This is a genomic window from Spirillospora sp. NPDC052242 (genome assembly GCF_040679555.1).
Lineage (GTDB): Bacteria > Actinomycetota > Actinomycetes > Streptosporangiales > Streptosporangiaceae > Spirillospora.
The window spans coordinates 73,111-88,920 of record NZ_JBFAUZ010000007.1; the positions used below are offsets into that span (position 1 = coordinate 73,111).

The 15,810-nt window shown below is 74.1% G+C and carries 18 protein-coding genes; 2 read left to right on the forward strand and 16 right to left on the reverse strand.

Features of this window, described 5'->3' with window-relative positions:
• Nucleotides 1-33: 33 nt before the first annotated feature.
• The 4 genes from AB0L25_RS07730 to AB0L25_RS07745 are packed head-to-tail and all read right to left on the reverse strand — an operon-like array spanning nt 34 to nt 3,005.
• Complete coding sequence (locus AB0L25_RS07730; protein ID WP_500169706.1) at nt 34-819, reverse strand: class I SAM-dependent methyltransferase; 786 nt, start codon at nt 817-819, stop codon at nt 34-36.
• 49 nt (nt 820-868) lie between these two features.
• Nucleotides 869-1,285, reverse strand: coding sequence for a transcription antitermination factor NusB (gene nusB, locus AB0L25_RS07735; RefSeq protein ID WP_026405821.1), 417 nt, complete (start codon nt 1,283-1,285; stop codon nt 869-871).
• A 33-nt stretch (nt 1,286-1,318) separates the two neighbouring features.
• Nucleotides 1,319-1,876, reverse strand: a complete 558-nt coding sequence (efp, locus tag AB0L25_RS07740; RefSeq protein WP_378306788.1) for an elongation factor P — start codon at nt 1,874-1,876, stop codon at nt 1,319-1,321.
• Nucleotides 1,877-1,916: 40 nt separating this feature from the next.
• A complete protein-coding gene (locus tag AB0L25_RS07745; RefSeq protein WP_500169708.1) occupies nt 1,917-3,005 on the reverse strand; it encodes a M24 family metallopeptidase in 1,089 nt (362 codons plus the stop codon).
• Nucleotides 3,006-3,127: 122 nt separating this feature from the next.
• On the opposite strand from AB0L25_RS07745, the gene AB0L25_RS07750 reads away from it, so the two are divergent.
• Entirely contained in the window at nt 3,128-4,630 is a 1,503-nt protein-coding gene (locus AB0L25_RS07750) for a flavin monoamine oxidase family protein (protein ID WP_500169710.1), read from the forward strand.
• Nucleotides 4,631-4,714: 84 nt separating this feature from the next.
• On the opposite strand, the gene AB0L25_RS07755 is transcribed toward AB0L25_RS07750, so the two are convergent.
• Nucleotides 4,715-5,761, reverse strand: coding sequence for an LLM class F420-dependent oxidoreductase (locus AB0L25_RS07755; RefSeq protein WP_500169712.1), 1,047 nt, complete (start codon nt 5,759-5,761; stop codon nt 4,715-4,717).
• Between the two features lie 82 nt (nt 5,762-5,843).
• Nucleotides 5,844-6,509, reverse strand: coding sequence for an enoyl-CoA hydratase-related protein (locus AB0L25_RS07760; protein WP_500169713.1), 666 nt, complete (start codon nt 6,507-6,509; stop codon nt 5,844-5,846).
• Nucleotides 6,510-6,667: 158 nt separating this feature from the next.
• Between AB0L25_RS07760 and AB0L25_RS07765 the strand changes: the two genes are divergently transcribed.
• On the forward strand, nt 6,668-7,243 hold the full coding sequence (locus AB0L25_RS07765) for a TetR/AcrR family transcriptional regulator (RefSeq protein ID WP_500169715.1): 576 nt from the start codon (nt 6,668-6,670) through the stop codon (nt 7,241-7,243).
• 13 nt (nt 7,244-7,256) lie between these two features.
• On the opposite strand, the gene aroQ is transcribed toward AB0L25_RS07765, so the two are convergent.
• The 10 genes from aroQ to AB0L25_RS07815 form a co-directional block, all read right to left on the reverse strand.
• Nucleotides 7,257-7,712: a type II 3-dehydroquinate dehydratase gene (aroQ, locus tag AB0L25_RS07770; protein ID WP_500169717.1), complete on the reverse strand. Its 456-nt coding sequence runs from the start codon at nt 7,710-7,712 to the stop codon at nt 7,257-7,259.
• Nucleotides 7,709-8,785 (reverse strand): 3-dehydroquinate synthase, encoded by a 1,077-nt coding sequence (gene aroB, locus AB0L25_RS07775; protein ID WP_500169719.1) that lies wholly within the window; start codon nt 8,783-8,785, stop codon nt 7,709-7,711. Before aroB ends, aroQ begins: the two co-directional genes overlap by 4 nt.
• The gene (locus AB0L25_RS07780; protein ID WP_500169721.1) at nt 8,785-9,297 is read right to left on the reverse strand and encodes a shikimate kinase; all 513 of its coding nucleotides are present in this window, start codon (nt 9,295-9,297) and stop codon (nt 8,785-8,787) included. The genes aroB and AB0L25_RS07780 overlap by 1 nt, the downstream gene beginning before the upstream one ends.
• A gap of 14 nt (nt 9,298-9,311) precedes the next feature.
• Complete coding sequence (gene aroC / locus AB0L25_RS07785; protein ID WP_500169723.1) at nt 9,312-10,490, reverse strand: chorismate synthase; 1,179 nt, start codon at nt 10,488-10,490, stop codon at nt 9,312-9,314.
• Between the two features lie 121 nt (nt 10,491-10,611).
• Nucleotides 10,612-11,370, reverse strand: coding sequence for a phytanoyl-CoA dioxygenase family protein (locus tag AB0L25_RS07790; RefSeq protein ID WP_500169725.1), 759 nt, complete (start codon nt 11,368-11,370; stop codon nt 10,612-10,614).
• A gap of 40 nt (nt 11,371-11,410) precedes the next feature.
• The gene (locus tag AB0L25_RS07795; RefSeq protein ID WP_500169727.1) at nt 11,411-12,109 is read right to left on the reverse strand and encodes an SseB family protein; all 699 of its coding nucleotides are present in this window, start codon (nt 12,107-12,109) and stop codon (nt 11,411-11,413) included.
• Nucleotides 12,110-12,119: 10 nt separating this feature from the next.
• The gene (locus AB0L25_RS07800) at nt 12,120-12,599 is read right to left on the reverse strand and encodes a sigma factor (protein ID WP_500169729.1); all 480 of its coding nucleotides are present in this window, start codon (nt 12,597-12,599) and stop codon (nt 12,120-12,122) included.
• Nucleotides 12,600-12,681: 82 nt separating this feature from the next.
• A complete protein-coding gene (locus AB0L25_RS07805; RefSeq protein ID WP_500169731.1) occupies nt 12,682-13,845 on the reverse strand; it encodes a pyridoxal phosphate-dependent aminotransferase in 1,164 nt (387 codons plus the stop codon).
• 89 nt (nt 13,846-13,934) lie between these two features.
• Nucleotides 13,935-14,540, reverse strand: a complete 606-nt coding sequence (locus AB0L25_RS07810; protein WP_500169733.1) for a response regulator transcription factor — start codon at nt 14,538-14,540, stop codon at nt 13,935-13,937.
• Nucleotides 14,537-15,781 carry a sensor histidine kinase gene (locus AB0L25_RS07815; RefSeq protein ID WP_500169734.1) on the reverse strand — a complete coding sequence of 415 codons (1,245 nt, stop codon included), beginning with the start codon at nt 15,779-15,781 and terminating at the stop codon, nt 14,537-14,539. The genes AB0L25_RS07810 and AB0L25_RS07815 overlap by 4 nt, the downstream gene beginning before the upstream one ends.
• Between the last annotated feature and the right edge of the window lie 29 nt (nt 15,782-15,810).

Here is a 15,810-nt window from a genome sequence, read left to right on the forward strand (position 1 = left end):
GGACGACTTCGCGAGAGGGGTCCGCACCGGCGCTCAGGCCGCCGGCTTGTCGGCGACGAGGTGCAGCTGGGCGGCCAGGTCGCGCAGGACGGGGTGGACGGCGGCGGCGGACTCCAGCGCGAGCAGCGCCTCCGCGGAGTCGCTGTCGCCGTCGGAGATCCCGCCCGGCACCAGGTCGGCGAAGATCCGCACGCCGTGCAGCTCGGCGACCCGCAGGCCGGCGCCCTCCGCGAGCGCCGTGAGCGTCTCGCGGGTGAACCGGCGGGGCGTCCGGTCGCCGTCGCCCCACCGCCCGGACGCGTCCGCCAGCACCCGCCGGGCGTCGTCGAAGTGCCCGCCGACCGCGCGGGACAGCGCCGCGGCGAGCTGCCCGGCCGCCAGCAGGCTGACCGACCCGCCGGGCCGGACGGTCGCGGTGAGCGCCGCCGTCGCCGCCGCCGGGTCGTCGACGTACTCGAGCACGCTGTGGCACAGGACGAGGTCGGCGGCGTCGGCCCCGAGCAGGTCGGGCAGGTCGACGGCGTCGCCCTGGACGGCGCGGACCCGCACCCCGGACTCGGCGGCGCGGCGCTCCAGCGCGGCGAGCGCGTCGGGGTTGGCGTCCACGACGGTGACGCGGTGCCCGAGTTCGGCGAGCGGCACCGCGAAGCCGCCGGTCCCGCCGCCCACGTCCACGATGTCGCTCGCCCCGGCCTCCGGGGTGATCCGCTCCAGGACCGAGCGCAGCGCCTCCCACAGGACGGCGTTGCGCACGCGGCCGCCGCCCCGTGTCCGCTTCAGTTGCCGGCCGGCCACGGCCACTCCCCTAACGTCGCTCATCGCACCCCACCCTAGCCGTCCGGACGGCGGCCGTCCGCGAACTCCCGGGCTAGAGCGCCAGCGACGGCTTCAGCTGCTGCAGGCGCGACAGCAGGCCGTTGACGAACCGCGGGGACTCGTCGGTGGACAGCTCGGTGGCCAGCCCGACCGCCTCGCTGACCGCGACGCCGTCCGGGACGTCGTCGACCCACAGCAGTTCGTACACGCCCATCCGCAGGATGTTGCGGTCGACGACGGGCATCCGCTCCAGGGTCCAGCCGGTGGCGTAGGTCGCCAGCAGCTCGTCGATCCGCTCCCGCCGCTCCTGGACGCCCTCGATCAGCCGCACGGCGTGCGGGTACTCCGCCAGCTCGTCCTGGTTGGGACGGCCGCGGGCGGCCAGCACCGCCGTCGGCTCCTCCTCGCGGAGTTCGGCCGCGAACAGGATGTCCAGCGCCAGCTTCCGCGCCTTGGTGCGCGCGCTCATGTGTCTCGCTCTCGCTCCGCTCGCAGGCGGACGTCAGGCGCGGCCGAGGTAGTCGCCGGAGCGGGTGTCCACCTTGACCTTCTCGCCGGTGGTGATGAACAGCGGGACCTGGATCTGGGCGCCGGTCTCCAGCGTGGCGGGCTTGCTGCCGCCGGTGGAGCGGTCGCCCTGCAGGCCCGGCTCGGTCTCGGTGATCTCCAGTACGACGGCGGCGGGCAGCTCGACGTACAGCGGGTTGTCGTTGTTGAAGGCGATGACCGCGTTCTGCTCGGGGAGCAGGTAGTTCGCGGCGTCGCCCACGACGGTGCCCGGGATCTGCGGCTGCTCGTAGGTCTCGGTGTCCATGAACACGAAGTCGTCGCCCTCGCGGTAGAGGTACTGCATCTCCCGCTTGTCGACGCTGGCCACCTCGACCTTGGTGCCCGCGTTGAAGGTCTTGTCGACCACCTTGCCCGACAGGACGTTCTTGAGCTTGGTGCGGACGAACGCGCCGCCCTTGCCGGGCTTGACGTGCTGGAATTCCAGGACGGTCCACAGCTGGCCGTCGAGGTTCAGCGTCATGCCGTTCTTCAGGTCGTTCGTCGTCGCCACTGCGTTGTTCTCCCGGTCGCGGACCCGCGCTCGCGCTCGTCTAGAGGACGAGCAGGTCCTTGGTCGTCGTGGTGAGGAGCTCCGGGCCGTCCGCGCGTACCACGAACGTGTCCTCGATGCGGACCCCGCCGCGGCCCGCGAGGTAGACCCCCGGCTCTGCGGTGATCGGAACTCGGTCGGTCAGTTTACCGGTCTCGTCGTACCCCATGAGCGGTGCCTCGTGGATCTCCAGGCCCACGCCGTGCCCGAGCCCGTGGGTGAAGTCGTCGCCGTGCCCGGCCGCCTTGACGACGTCGCGGGCCGCGGCGTCCACGGCCTTGGTCTCGGCGCCGGGGCGGGCGGCGTCGATTCCGGCCCGCTGGGCGCGGTGCACGAGGCCGTACAGGTCGCGCTGCCACCCGGCGGGCTCGCCGATCGCGACGGTGCGGGTCATGTCGGCGTGGTAGCCGCCGTAGAGGGCGCCGAAGTCCATGGTGAGGAGGTCGCCGCGTTCGAGTTCGCGGGGGCCGGGGCGGTGGTGCGGGACGGCGCCGTTCGGGCCGGACGCGACGATCGAGGCGAACGCGGGGCCCTCGGCGCCGAGGTCGACCATGGCGCGCTCGAGCGCGATCGCGATCTCGCGTTCGGTGCGTCCGGGCGCGATCGAGGGGAGCACGGCGTCGAAGGCGCGGCAGGTGATCGCGCACGCCTCCCGCAGGAGGTCGATCTCGCCCTCGTCCTTGACGCGCCGCAGATCCTCGACGGGGCGGCCGGCGAGCGGGACGAGCGCGATGCCGGCCGCGCGGGCCTGCGCGTCGAGCGCGGTGTGCTGCTCGACGGTGAGCGCGTGGGGTTCGAAGCCGAGCCGGGCGTGGCCGTCGGCGGCGGCGCGGGCGACGAGCGCGGCGGCCGTCTTCCGGTCGCGGACCAGCGGCAGTTCGGGGGCGATCCGCTCTGCCGTCCCGGCGTACCGGGCGTCGGTGGCCAGCACGGCGGGCGCGCCCGCGGGGACGAGCAGCGCGGCGTTGGAGCTGGCGAGCCCGGTCAGGTAGCGGACGTTGACGAGCCGGGTGACCAGGACGGCGTCCGCGTCGTGCGCGGCGGCGTACTCGGCCAGGCGGCGGCGACGTCCGGTGTGCGTCTCCCCCATGGGGAGGACTCTAGAGCATCGCGAAACATGAAGAAGCCTCGACTTCGCCGTCCGCCGCCGCTAGCGTGAGCCGCCGCGTGATCTTCCGTCCCCCGCTCTGGTCTTCCCCCAGGAGGGATTCCGTGACAGGAGTCAGTCGCCGCCGTCTGCTCGGCACCGGCGCGCTCACCGCCGCCGGCGCCGTCGCCGCCTCGGCCGCCGCGCCGTCCGCGGCCGCACGCACCGCCCCGTCCGCCGCCCCGTCCGCCGCGCGGCTGTCCGCCGACGTCGTGGTCGTCGGCGCGGGCCTCGCGGGCCTGACCGCCGCCCGCGACCTGATCGCGGCGGGCCGGTCCGTCGTCGTCCTCGAGGCCCGGGACCGGCCCGGCGGCCGGGTGTACGGGCTGCCGCTGGGCGACGGCACCACCGCCGAGGGCGGCGCGGAGTTCATCGGCCCCACCCAGGACCGCATCGCCGCCCTCGCGCGGGAGATGGGCGTCGCGACGTTCCCGACCTACAACGAGGGCGACAACGTCTACTACCGCAACGGGCGGCGGTCGCTGTACGCGACGGACGGGCTGCTGGGCGCCGTCCCGCCCGACTGGGGCGTCATCGACCTGGAGCTGGCGCTGCTGCGGCTCGGCGGGATGATCGAGGACGTCCCGGTGGGCGAGCCGTGGAAGGCGGCCAAGGCCGACGAGTGGGACGCGCAGACGTTCCACACCTGGTCGCGGTCCAACTCCCTCAGCGCCGGCGCGCGCTTCCTCATGGACGTCTTCGTCAGCTCGACGCTCTCGGCGCGGTCGCGGGACGTGTCGCTGCTGTACGTGCTGCACTACGCGGCCGCCGCCGGGAACGCGGACAGCCCCGGGTCGATCGACCGGCTGATCAACACCAGGGACGGGGCGCAGGAGCTGCGGTTCGCGGGCGGGCCGGAGCTGGTGCCGATCCGGCTGGCCGCCCGGCTCGGCGACGCCGTCCGCTACAACGCGCCGGTGCGGTCGATCGAGACCGGCGGCGGGGGCGTGACCGTGACGGCGGACGGCGTCACGGTGTCGGCGAAGCGGGCGGTCGTCGCGATGTCCCCGGCGATCGCCGGGAAGATCGACTTCTCGCCGGGGCTGCCGGCGAGCCGGGCCCAGCTCATGCAGCGCTACCCGATGGGCTCGGTCGCGAAGTTCGTCGGGGTGTACGAGACGCCGTTCTGGCGGGAGGAGAACCTCACCGGGCAGGCGCTCGCCGACAGCGGCGCGATCGACGTGACGTTCGACAACAGCCCGCCGGACGGGTCGCGCGGCATCCTCATGGGGTTCATCAACCACGACAACGTCCGGCGCCTGGACTCCGCGTCCGAGGAGGAGGTGCGGGCGGCCGGGCTGGAGTCGTTCGGGAAGCTGTTCGGCGACCGGGCCAAACGCCCGGTGCGGACGGCGATGATGCGGTGGGACAACGAGACGTGGAGCGGCGGCGGTCCCGTGGGGCTGGCCCCGCCGGGCGTCCTGACCGGCTTCGGCCCCGCGCTGCGCGAACCGTGCGGGCCCGTCCACTGGGCGGGCACCGAGACGTCCGACTACTGGACGGGCTACATGGACGGCGCCGTCCGGTCGGGCGAGCGGGCGGCGCGGGAGGTCGACGCGGCGCTCTGACCGCGGCGCTCTGACCGCGGCGCCGTGACCGCGCGGGGGCCGGACGCGCGCGCGTCCGGCCCCCGCGGGCGGTCAGGCTCCGGGTCAGACGTCGGCGGCCATCTCCCGCACCTTCTCGATCAGCGCGAGGCGGCCCTTGTGGTCGCCGGCGACCGGGGCCACGTTGAGGGTGGTCACGCCGGACTCCTTCATCGCGGCGAGCCGCTCGCGGACGTGCCCCTCGGTGCCGATCAGCGACATCTTCTCGAGCAGTTCCTGCGGGACCTTCGCGGCGGCCTCGTCCTTCTTGCCGTCCAGGTAGAGGTCCTGGATCTCCTCGGCCTCCTTCTCGAAGCCGTAGCGGCGGGCGAGGTCGTTGTAGAAGTTCTTGCCCTTGGCGCCCATGCCGCCGATGTACAGCGCGGCCATCGGGCGGCCGAACTCCAGGTAGCCCTGGACGTCGTCGCCGATCGCGAGCGTGGCCTGCGCGACGACGTCGAGCTCGCCGAGCGAGGCGTCCCGCTTGGCCTTGCCCGCGGCGAGGGACGGGCCCCACACGTCGGCGGCCTTCTCCGGCATGTAGAAGATCGGCTCCCAGCCGTTGGCGATCTCGGCGGTCAGCTCGACGTTCTTCGGGCCGATCGCGGCCACCATGATCGGGATGCTCTCGCGCACCGGGTGGTTGATCAGCTTGAGCGGCTTGCCGAGGCCGGTGCCCTGCCCCTCCGGCAGCGGCAGCGTGTAGTGCTTGCCCTGGTGCTGGAGCCGCTCGCGGCGCCACACCTTGCGGCAGATCTCGATGATCTCGCGGGTGCGGCCGAGCGGGGCGGTGTAAGGGACGCCGTGGAAGCCCTCGATGACCTGCGGGCCGGAGGCGCCGATGCCGAGCGTGAACCGGCCGTCGGAGACGTAGTCCAGGCCGGCCGCGGTCTGCGCGAGCGCGGTGGGCGTGCGCGAGTAGATGTTGAGGATGCCGGACGCGATCTCCAGCCGCTCGGTCTTCGCGGCGATGAATCCCATCTGGCTGACCGCGTCGAAGCTGTAGGCCTCGGCGATGTAGACGATGTCGAGCCCGGCCTTCTCGTAGTCGGCGAGCTCCTCGACGGTCTCTTTGAAACCGCCCGCGTAGTTGAGGGCCATCCCGATGCGCATCGGCACCCCTTCCCGATTTACCGAATCCGATTCCAGTCGAACACAACCTAGCCCGCCGGGCGCCCCGCGCCCAGCGGCGGGGTCAGCCGAGCGCGGGACCGCGCAGCGCCGCGAGCGTGCCGCGGTACATGTCGCGCCGGATCCGCCCGACGACCTTCCCGTCCTTGCCCGCGAGGGACGCGGCCAGCTCGACGGCCGCGGGCAGCACCTCGTCCTCGGGCACCGCCCGCTGGACGATCCCCGCGGCGATCGCCTGCTCGGCGGTGTACCGGCGGCCGGTGATCATGGCCTCGTGCGCGACCGCGGCCGACAGCCGGGCCGTGATCAGCGCGTTCATCCCCGGGGTGAAGCTCATCCCGAGGTCGACCTCGGGCAGGCAGAAGTAGCCGCGGTCGGTGCGCATGACGGCGAAGTCGTGCGCGAGGGCGAGCATCCCGCCGCCGGCGAACGCGTGCCCGTTGACCGCCGCGACCGTCGGCGCGGGCAGCTCGAGCAGCCGCGCGTACAGGCCGTTCACGCGGCCGAGGTACTCCTCGAACCGGTCGCTGTGCGCGCCCAGCCACTCCAGGTCGAGGCCGTTGGAGAAGAACTTGCCGGTCCCGACGGTGACCAGCGCGCGCGGCCCGTCCTCCTTGGCGACGGTGTCGAGCGCCCCCTCGACCGCGTCGAGGAAGTCGGGGCCGAACCGGTTCTCGCCCGCGTCGAGGCGCAGGACGAACACGTCGCCGTCACGCTGGAGGTCGATCACGAGGTCTCCTTGTCTCCCCTGCCCGCATGTGGGCTACCCGTCGGTAACAACTCCGGCCCATCCTACGGGCAAGTATGACGTTCGACATAGCGAGCGTTTCCTATGACGATCGTCATGGTCAACGCGCGTTGCTTATGATGAATGTCATAATCGTTGGCATGGGGTCCGACAGCCGGGAGCGCATGGTCCGCAGCGCCGCCTACCTGTTCCGCGAGCGCGGCTACAGCGGCACGGGATTCCGCGACGTCATCGCGCACAGCGGCGCGCCGCGCGGATCGATCTACCACCACTTCCCCGAGGGCAAGGCGCAGCTCGCCGAGGAGGCCGTCCGCTACGCCGGGGAGTTCCTCAACGCCGGGATCGTCGCGGCCACCGAGGGCGGCGACGCGGCGTCCGCCGTGGACGCCTTCGTCGGCTGGTGGCGCCAGGTGCTGATCCGCAGCGGCTTCCGGGCCGGCTGCCCGATCGTGGCCGTCACCGTGGAGTGCCACGACGACGCGCCGCAGCTCGCCGCCGCGGCCGCCGCCGCGTTCGGCCGCTGGGAGGACACCCTCGCCACCGGGCTCGGCAACGCGGGCGTCCCGGACGACCGGGCGGCGAGCCTCGCGCGGCTGATCGTCGCCGCCGTCGAGGGCGCGACCGTGCTGTGCCGCGCCCACCGCGACGTCCGTCCGCTCGACGACGTCGTCGCCGAGCTCAAGGCCATGACCCGCGCGGCCGTCGAAGGGGCCTGAGCACCGGAACGGCTCAGCCCCGCTTTCCCGCCTCCTCGGCGAGCAGTTCGACGACCGCCTGCAGGGCCAGGACGTACGAGAACGTCCCGAACCCGGCGATCGTGCCGGTCGCGACGCCCGCCACGACCGAGGTGTGCCGGAACTCCTCCCGCGCCGCCGGGTTGGAGATGTGCACCTCGACGAGCGGCGCGGTCCGCTGCGCGAGGGCGTCGCGCAGCGCGTACGAGTAGTGGGTGAACGCCGCCGGGTTCAGCACGACCGGCAGCCGCTCGTCGGCGGCCTCGTGCACCCAGCGGATCAGCTCGGCCTCGTCGTCGGTCTGCCGGACGTCGACCTCGAGGTCCAGCCGCCGCCCGGCGTCGCGGCACAGCGCCGCCAGGCCCTCGAACGTGGTCGCGCCGTACACGTCGGGCTCGCGCGTCCCGAGCCGTCCGAGGTTCGGGCCGTTCAGCACCAGCACCCGGCTCATCGGGCGACCTCCCGGTAGGCGGCGGCGAGCAGCTCCTCGTCCGGGCCCTCCAGCCGGCCCGGCTTCGCGACGCCGTCCAGCACCACGAACCGCAGCACGGCGCCCCGCGACTTCTTGTCGATCGTCATCGTGGCGCGCAGCCCCGGCCACGCGTCCGCCGCGTACGCCACCGGCAGCCCCACCGACGTCAGGACGGACCGGTGCCGCGCGACGTCCGCGGCGTCCAGCCGCCCGGCGAGGCGCGCCAGCTCCGCCGCGTACACCATGCCGATCGCGACGGCGTGGCCGTGCCGGAAGCGGTAGTCCTCGGCCTTCTCGATCGCGTGCGCGAGCGTGTGGCCGTAGTTGAGGATCTCCCGGAGGCCGCCCTCCTTCAGGTCCGCCCCGACGACCTCGGCCTTCACCCGGACGGCCCGTTCGACGAGCTCGCGGGTGTGCGGGCCGTCCGGGCGCGCGGCGCCCTCCGGGTCGGCCTCCACCAGGTCGAGGATGACCGGGTCGGCGATGAACCCGGCCTTGACGATCTCGGCGAGCCCGCTGATGTAGTCCTCGTGCGGCATCGTCACCAGCACGGCGAGGTCGCACAGCACCCCGGCGGGCGGGTGGAACGCGCCCACGAGGTTCTTGCCCTCGGGAATGTTGATGCCGGTCTTGCCGCCGACCGCCGCGTCCACCATGCCGAGCAGCGTCGTCGGCACCAGCACGCAGCGGACGCCGCGCAGCCACGACGCGGCGGCGAACCCGGCGAGGTCGGTGGTCGCGCCGCCGCCGACGCCCACGACCACGTCCGTCCGGGTCATGCCGAGCCGCGCGAACGCCGACCACAGCCCGGCGAGCACCCCGACCTCCTTGGCCGCCTCGCCGTCCGGGACGGGCAGCGCGTGCACCGCGTACCCGGCCTTCTCCAGCGCCTCGCACACCGGCCGCGCGATCTCCGGCAGGCCCTCGGCGTGCACGACCGCGACCGTCCGGACGCGGTCGCCGAGCAGGCCCGGCAGCTCCGCCGGCACGCCCGTCCCGATCACGACGTCGTAGGGGTCGGCGCCCTCCACGCGCACCCGCGCCGGTTCCATCACGCGTCCGCCCCCAGCGCCTCGACGATCTCCTCGACGATCTCGGCGGGCTCGCGCCCGTCGGTGTCGACGTGCACGCTCCCCAGCCGCTCGTACACCGGGAGCCGCTCCTCCAGGAGCTTGCGCATCTGGCTGCGCGGGTTCAGCACCAGCAGCGGCCGCGCCGACGCCAGCCCGACCCGCTTCACCGCCTCCGCGAGACCGACCCGCAGGTAGACGACCGTGTGCCCGGCGAGGAGCGCCTGCGTCTCCGCCGCCAGCACGGCGCCGCCGCCGAGCGCCAGGACGCCGTCGTGCTCGGCGAGGGCCGACGCGACGGCAGCGCGTTCCAGTTCGCGGAACCGCTCCTCGCCGTCGTCGATGAAGATCTCGCCGATCGGCTTGCCGGCCGCCGCCTCGGCGTCCGCGTCGGTGTCGCGCAGCGACACCCCGAGCCGCTCGGCGAGCGCCGCGCCGATCGTCGTCTTGCCCGAGCCCGGCGCCCCGATCAGGACGGCCCTGGGTCGCGTCATGGAGGAGGTCCCGTTCACTTGATGGTCAGGGAGGACAGGTATCCGCGCAGGTTGCGGGCGGTCTCCTCGGCGGAGTCGCCGCCGAGCTTCTCCAGCGCCGCGTCCGCCAGCACCAGCGCCACCATCGCCTCGGCGACCACCCCGGCGGCGGGCACCGCGGTCACGTCGCTGCGCTGGTTGATCGCCTTGGCGGGCCCGCCGGTCTTCACGTCGATGGTGTCGAGGCGGCGCGGCACCGTCGAGATCGGCTTCATCGCGGCCCGGACGCGCAGCGGCTCGCCCGTCGTCATGCCGCCCTCGACGCCGCCCGCGCGGTTCGTCCGGCGCCGGATCCCCGCGTCGGAGCCCTCGATCTCGTCGTGCGCGGCCGACCCGCGCCGCCGCGCGGTGGTGAACCCGTCGCCGACCTCCACGCCCTTGATCGCCTGGATGCCCATGAGGATCCCGGCGAGCCGCGAGTCGAGCCGCCGGTCCCAGTGCACGTGGCTGCCCAGGCCGGGCGGCAGCCCGTAGGCCAGCACCTCGACGACGCCGCCGAGCGTGTCGCCCGCCTTCTTCACCTCGTCGATGTGCGCGACCATCGCCGCCGACGCGGCCGCGTCGAAGCACCGCACCGGGCTCTCGTCGACCGCCGCCAGGTCGCCGGGCTCCGGCAGGACGCCGTCCGGCGCCGACACCTCGCCGAGCGCGATCACGTGGCTGAGGACGTCCACGCCGAGCGCCTGCTTGAGGAACGCCTTCGCGACCGTGCCGAGCGCGACCCGCGCCGCGGTCTCCCGCGCGCTCGCCCGCTCCAGGACGGGCCGGGCGTCGTCGAACCCGTACTTCTGCATGCCGACGAGGTCGGCGTGGCCGGGCCGCGGCTGCGACAGCGGCGCGTTGCGCGCCTGCGCCGCCAGGACATCGGGGTCGACCGGGTCGGCGGCCATCACCGTCTCCCACTTGGGCCACTCGGTGTTGCCGACCTCGATCGCGACGGGGCCGCCGAGCGTCACCCCGTGCCGGACCCCGCCGAGGATCCGCACCTCGTCCTGCTCGAACTTCATCCGGGCGCCCCGCCCGTGCCCGAGCCGCCGGCGGCGCAGGTCCTCGGCGATGTCCGCCGAGGTCACGCGCACACCGGCCGGAAGGCCCTCCACGATCGCGGTGAGGGCCGGGCCATGGGACTCCCCCGCGGTCAACCAGCGCAGCATGCCCTGAATCCTATGGGCGCCGGGCGCCTCCCCGAGACCGGCGTCCACCACCTGAGACGGCCGGCGGTCCCGATCGGACGCGCGCGGCCCGGCGGCCGCGCCCCGGAGGCGCCCGTCCGGGTCAGGCCGCGAGGCCGCGGCGGATCGCGGCCGCGACGGGCGAGTCGTCGCGGAGCGGGCCCGCGGGGAGCAGCGGCGGCTGCGCCATGAACTTCGGCTCCGTGCCCCGGTGCGGCTGGGCGGCGTGCACCAGAAACGGGTGGCACAGGTAGACGTCGCCCGCCCGTCCGGTCGCGAGCGCGACGGGACGGTGCTCGGTGGCGGGCACGGCGCGCCGCGCCAGGTCCATGACCGCCAGCCCGGCCTCGCCCGCGGGCTCGAGGATCGGCGGGACGTCCAGGTGGGAGCCGACGCGGATCCGGGTGGGCGCGTCGTCCTCGCCGACGTCGGAGAACAGGAACAGCATGAGCAGCGCACGCCCCTTGGACGCGACGTTGACGCGGGCGTCCCAGAAGTCGGCGGGATCGTCGCCGGGGAAGCTCGCGTCGATATGCCAGCCGTCGTCACCGGGCTCGTCCGAGCTCGGGAACCGCACCGGGAACGTGCCCAGGCCGCCGATCGGCTCCCAGCCGCCCTTCCCGGCGAGCGCGTCGTACGCGGCGTGCAGGCGCGGGGTGTTCGCGGCGGCCCGGAACGGCTCCTGCGCGTAGCCCCCGAGCCGGACGACCGGCCGCCTCCAGGTCGTCCGGTCGTCCGGATCGGAACCGGTGTCGGGCCAGAGGATCGCGCGCCCCTCGTCGGCGAGTTCGCGCGGGAACGCCTCGGTGATCTTGACGTAGCCGTCGCCGATGAACGCGTCGATGTCGATCTCGTCGTGCATCGCACCAGGATGGCGGCCCGCCGGGGCGGCCGTCGAACGGTTATCCGCGGCGGACGACGCTCAGCTCGACGCCGCCGACGATCCGGCCGCGCAGCACCTCCGCGAGCCGGTCCGACACCCGCTGGACGGTGCGGCGCTCGTCGTGCCCCGGGTTCACCGCGAACCGGACGGCCAGCTCGGCGGCCGTGCCCACGGTGACCCGCACCCCCGCGACCGCCTCGTCGGAGCCGAACGCGGCCTCGACCGCGGCGAGGACGTCCGGATCCTCGTGCGGCGCCGGGATCGGGCGCCCCTCGGCGAGCAGGTGCAGCCGCAGCCCGTCGACGGCGAACGGGACCGGCCCCGCCACGTCGATCACGAGGGCGTCGGCGTTCTCGTCCAGCACCGCGCGGCACGCCTGCCCGGCCGGCACCGCCACCGGGCGGGCGTCGGCCCGCCACGCCTTCATCGTCTCCGTGCAGGTGAACCCGAGCACGCCGCGGCGCCCGTCCTCACCGGTGAGCAGCGGCAGCGCCATGTCGCTCGACTTCTCCCGCCGCAGCTCCCCGGGCGCGACGTCCTCCTCCTCGGTGAGGATCGCGACGACGGGCACCAGCAGCCGGGCGCCCTGCAGCCGGCGCAGGACGGTGTGCTGGCCGACCCGTCCCGCCGCGTACCCCGCGAGCGCCTCGCAGAGCCGGGGGTCGGCGCCGCCGTCGTCGTCGGGGAACTGGGGCTGGGGAATCGTCAGTCCGGACACGGTCGGAAGGCTATAACCTCCGGCGACCGCCGGGGGTGCCGAACCGGATACTCTCCGTGAGCGCCCCGGTCAGGGACGCGCGCCGATCCGGTCGACCCAGCCCGTGCGCCCGTACGACATCGTGAGGAGCCCGGAGTCGTACGCGAGCAGCTCCGCCGACTCCCGGTAGACGATCAGCCGGACGGCGAGCGCCGGGTCGGCCGCCGTCCGCGGACCGGCGCGCGTCCGCGTCGAACCGGCGGCGAGCTCCGCCTCCGGCGCGGCCGCGGCGGCCCCGGTCGTACTGCTTGCGCAGCAGGTTGCGGGCGACGCCGAGCAGCCAGGGCAGGGCAGGGTCGCGGACCTGGTCGAGCCGCCGCCAGGCGATCAGGAACGTCTCGCCCGCGACGTCCTCGGCCGTGTGCGGCTCCGCGTGGGCCAGCGCGTACGCCGGCACGCGCCGGTGGTGCTCGTCGTAGAGCCGCGTGAACCGTGACTCGGGATCATCCACGGAGGACTCCCGTCTGGGGTCGGGATCATGTCGTCACGTAATCCCGCCCGCGGCGCCTCCTTTACAGGCGCGTCCCGACTTTTCAGCGGAGCCCGGCGAGCCGCTCGACGGCCGCGTCGATGACCTCGTCCTTCTTGCAGAACGCGAACCGGACGAAGTGCGCACCCGCGTCGGGGTGGTCGTAGAACACCTGCGTCGGGATCGCGACGACGCCCGCCCGCCCGGGGAGCGCCCGCGCCAGCTCCATGCCGTCGGTGAAGCCCAGCGGACGGATGTCGGCCTGCACGAAGTACGTCCCCTGCGGCCGGTAGACGTCGAAGCCGGCCGCCTCCAGCCCGGTGACGAGCCGGTCGCGCTTGCCCTGCAGCGACTTGCGCAGCTCCTCGACCCACGCGGTCTCGTTGGCCAGCGCGTAGGCGGCGGCCCGCTGGTAGGGGGCGCTGACCGCGAACGTGAGGAACTGCTTCACGGACTGCACGGCCCGGATGAACGGCGCGGGCGCCGTCACCCAGCCGGTCTTCCAGCCGGTCACGGAGAACGACTTGCCGACCGACGACACCGACACCGTCCGCTCCCGCATCCCGTCGAGGGAGGCGAGCGGGACGTGCTCGGCGTCGTCGAACGTCAGGTACTCGTACACCTCGTCGGTGACGGCGACCAGGTCGTGCTCGCGGCAGACGGCGGCGATCGCCTCCAGCTCGTCCCGCGTGAAGACCGTCCCGGCCGGGTTGTGCGGCGAGTTCACCAGGATCAGCCGGGTGCGCGGGGTGACGGCGGCGCGCAGCTCGTCGGGGTCGAAGGTGAACCGGCCCTCGACGGGGCGCAGCGTGACGGGCCTGCGGACGGCCCCGGCGAGCGCGACGACGGCCGCGTACGAGTCGTAGTACGGCTCGAAGACGATCACCTCGTCGCCCGGTTCGGCGAGCGCGAGGACGGACGCCGCGATGCCCTCGGTGGCCCCGACGGTGACGAACACCTCGGTGGCCGGGTCGTAGGCCAGCCCGTACCGGTCGAGCTTCTGCGCCGCGACCGCCTCGCGGAGTTCCGGCAGCCCGGGCCCGGGCGGGTACTGATTCGCCCCGCTTCGGATCGCCTCTACGGCGATGTCGAGCATGTCCGCCGGGCCTGAACTGTCCGGGAAGCCTTGGCCCAAGTTGATCGCGCCCGTCCGGGTCGCCAGCGCCGACATCTCGGCGAAGATCGTCTCGCCGAACTCCCGCATCCGTCCGACCAATGGCTCAGTCACGCCACAAGCCTAAAGGGGCCGTCCCCGCATACGCGGGGAGCACGGACCCGAGCCGTCCGGAAACGTGACCCGGCGCACGCGGACCGCGGTCAGATCCAGCCCATCTCCCGGGCGGCCTGGACGGCGCCGAGGCGCGTGGAGGCGCCGAGCTTGCTCATCGCGGTCGACAGGTAGTTGCGGACGGTGCCCTCCGACAGGTGCAGGCGGGCGGCGATGCCGGACGTGTCGGCGCCCGCGGCGATGTGGCGGAGGATGTCGCGTTCCCGCTCGGTGAGCGGGTTGTCGCCCGCCTCCATGGCGGCGGCCGCGAGTTCGGCGTCCAGGTAGCGGCCCCCGGCGTGGACCTTGCGGATCGCGGCGGCCAGTTCCTCGGTGGGGGCGTCCTTCGGGACGAACCCGCGGACCCCGGCGGACATGGCGCGGCGCAGGTAGCCGGGGCGGCCGAAGCTGGTGAGGATGCACACCGCGCAGCGGGCGCCGGACGAGCGCAGCTCCTCGGCGACGGTGAGGCCGTCCGCGCCGGGCATCTCGATGTCGAGGACGGCGACGTCCGGGTCGTGCGCGGCGACGGCCGCGGCGACCTCGTCGCCGCGGCCGACCTCCGCGACGATCTCGAGGTCGGGATCGAGCCCGAGCAGCGCGGCGACGGCGCCCCGGATGAGGTGCTCGTCGTCGGCCAGCAGGACCCGGATCACCGCTCCCTCCCGCCCGCCGGGACGGCCTCGGCCGCGGGGCCCTCGTCCCCGGCGGGCAGCGGGACGACGGCCCGCAGCAGGAAGCCGTCGCGGCCGTGCCGTCCGGCGCTGAACTCGCCGCCGAGGACGGCGACCCGCTCCTCGAGCCCGGTCAGGCCCGACCCGGGGGACTCGGCGCCGCGCGCGCGGACGCCGTCGTTGCGCATCTCCAGGACCACGGCATGACCATAGACGGTCAGGGCGACGCCGCAGCGGCGGGCCTCGCTGTGCTTGATCACGTTGGTGGCGCCCTCGCGGATCACCCAGGCGAGCACGGCGCCGACCTCGGACGGCAGGCCCGCCGGGGGCTCGTCGGCCTCGCAGCGGACCCCGGCCGCCTCCAGCACCGCGCGCACCCCGGCCAGCTCGGCGTCCAGCTCGACGGCGCGGTAGCCGCGGACGGCGGCCCGCACCTCCCGCAGCGCCTCCCGGGCGGCGGTGCGGACGTCGGCCATCTCGGCGCCCGCGCGGGCCGGGTCGGTCTCGGCCATCCGCATCGCGAGCTCGCTCTTCACCGCGATCAGCGAGAGGCTGTGCCCGAGCAGGTCGTGCAGGTCGCGGGAGAAGCGGAGCCGCTCCTCGGTGACGGCGAGCCGGGTGACGGCGTCGCGGGCGGCGTACGCCTCCAGGTGCATGTCCCACATGCGGCGCTGGTACCGGTTGACCCACGCGACGAGCAGGCAGGTCGCCAGGAAGACGAGGAAGGAGAAGGGCAACGCGAGGTACCAGGTCATGGCCTCGTCCTCGAAGTTCCGCTCGGCCGAGACCGTGGCGAGCACCGCGCAGTACACCGCCGTCCCGACGCATATGGCCGCGATCTGCCGGCGGGTCACCGGCGACAGCACGACCGCCGACACCCAGAACGCCGGGATGATGCACCAGACCGGGCTGGTGAGGATCATCGCGCCCAGCGCGGCGGTCACCGCGCCGCTGAGCACGATGTCGCGGCGCGGCGCCCCGCCGTCCAGGCCCGTCCGGACGAGCCGCACGTAGAACCACAGCAGCAGGCCGAGGCCGGCGAGGGCGAGCACGACCACGGGGATCCCGATGTCGCCCTCGGTGTAGGACGGGATGAGCGCGCCCAGCCCGACGGCGATGAAGGCGACTCCGGCCATCATGAACGACCGCTGCGTCACCTTGCGGTAGCGCTCCAGCCGCAGGGCGTTCTGTTCTTCGAGTTCGGCCTTCGTGGCGACCGCCATGACGGGTTCCCCCTCTCCCCCGGGTACGT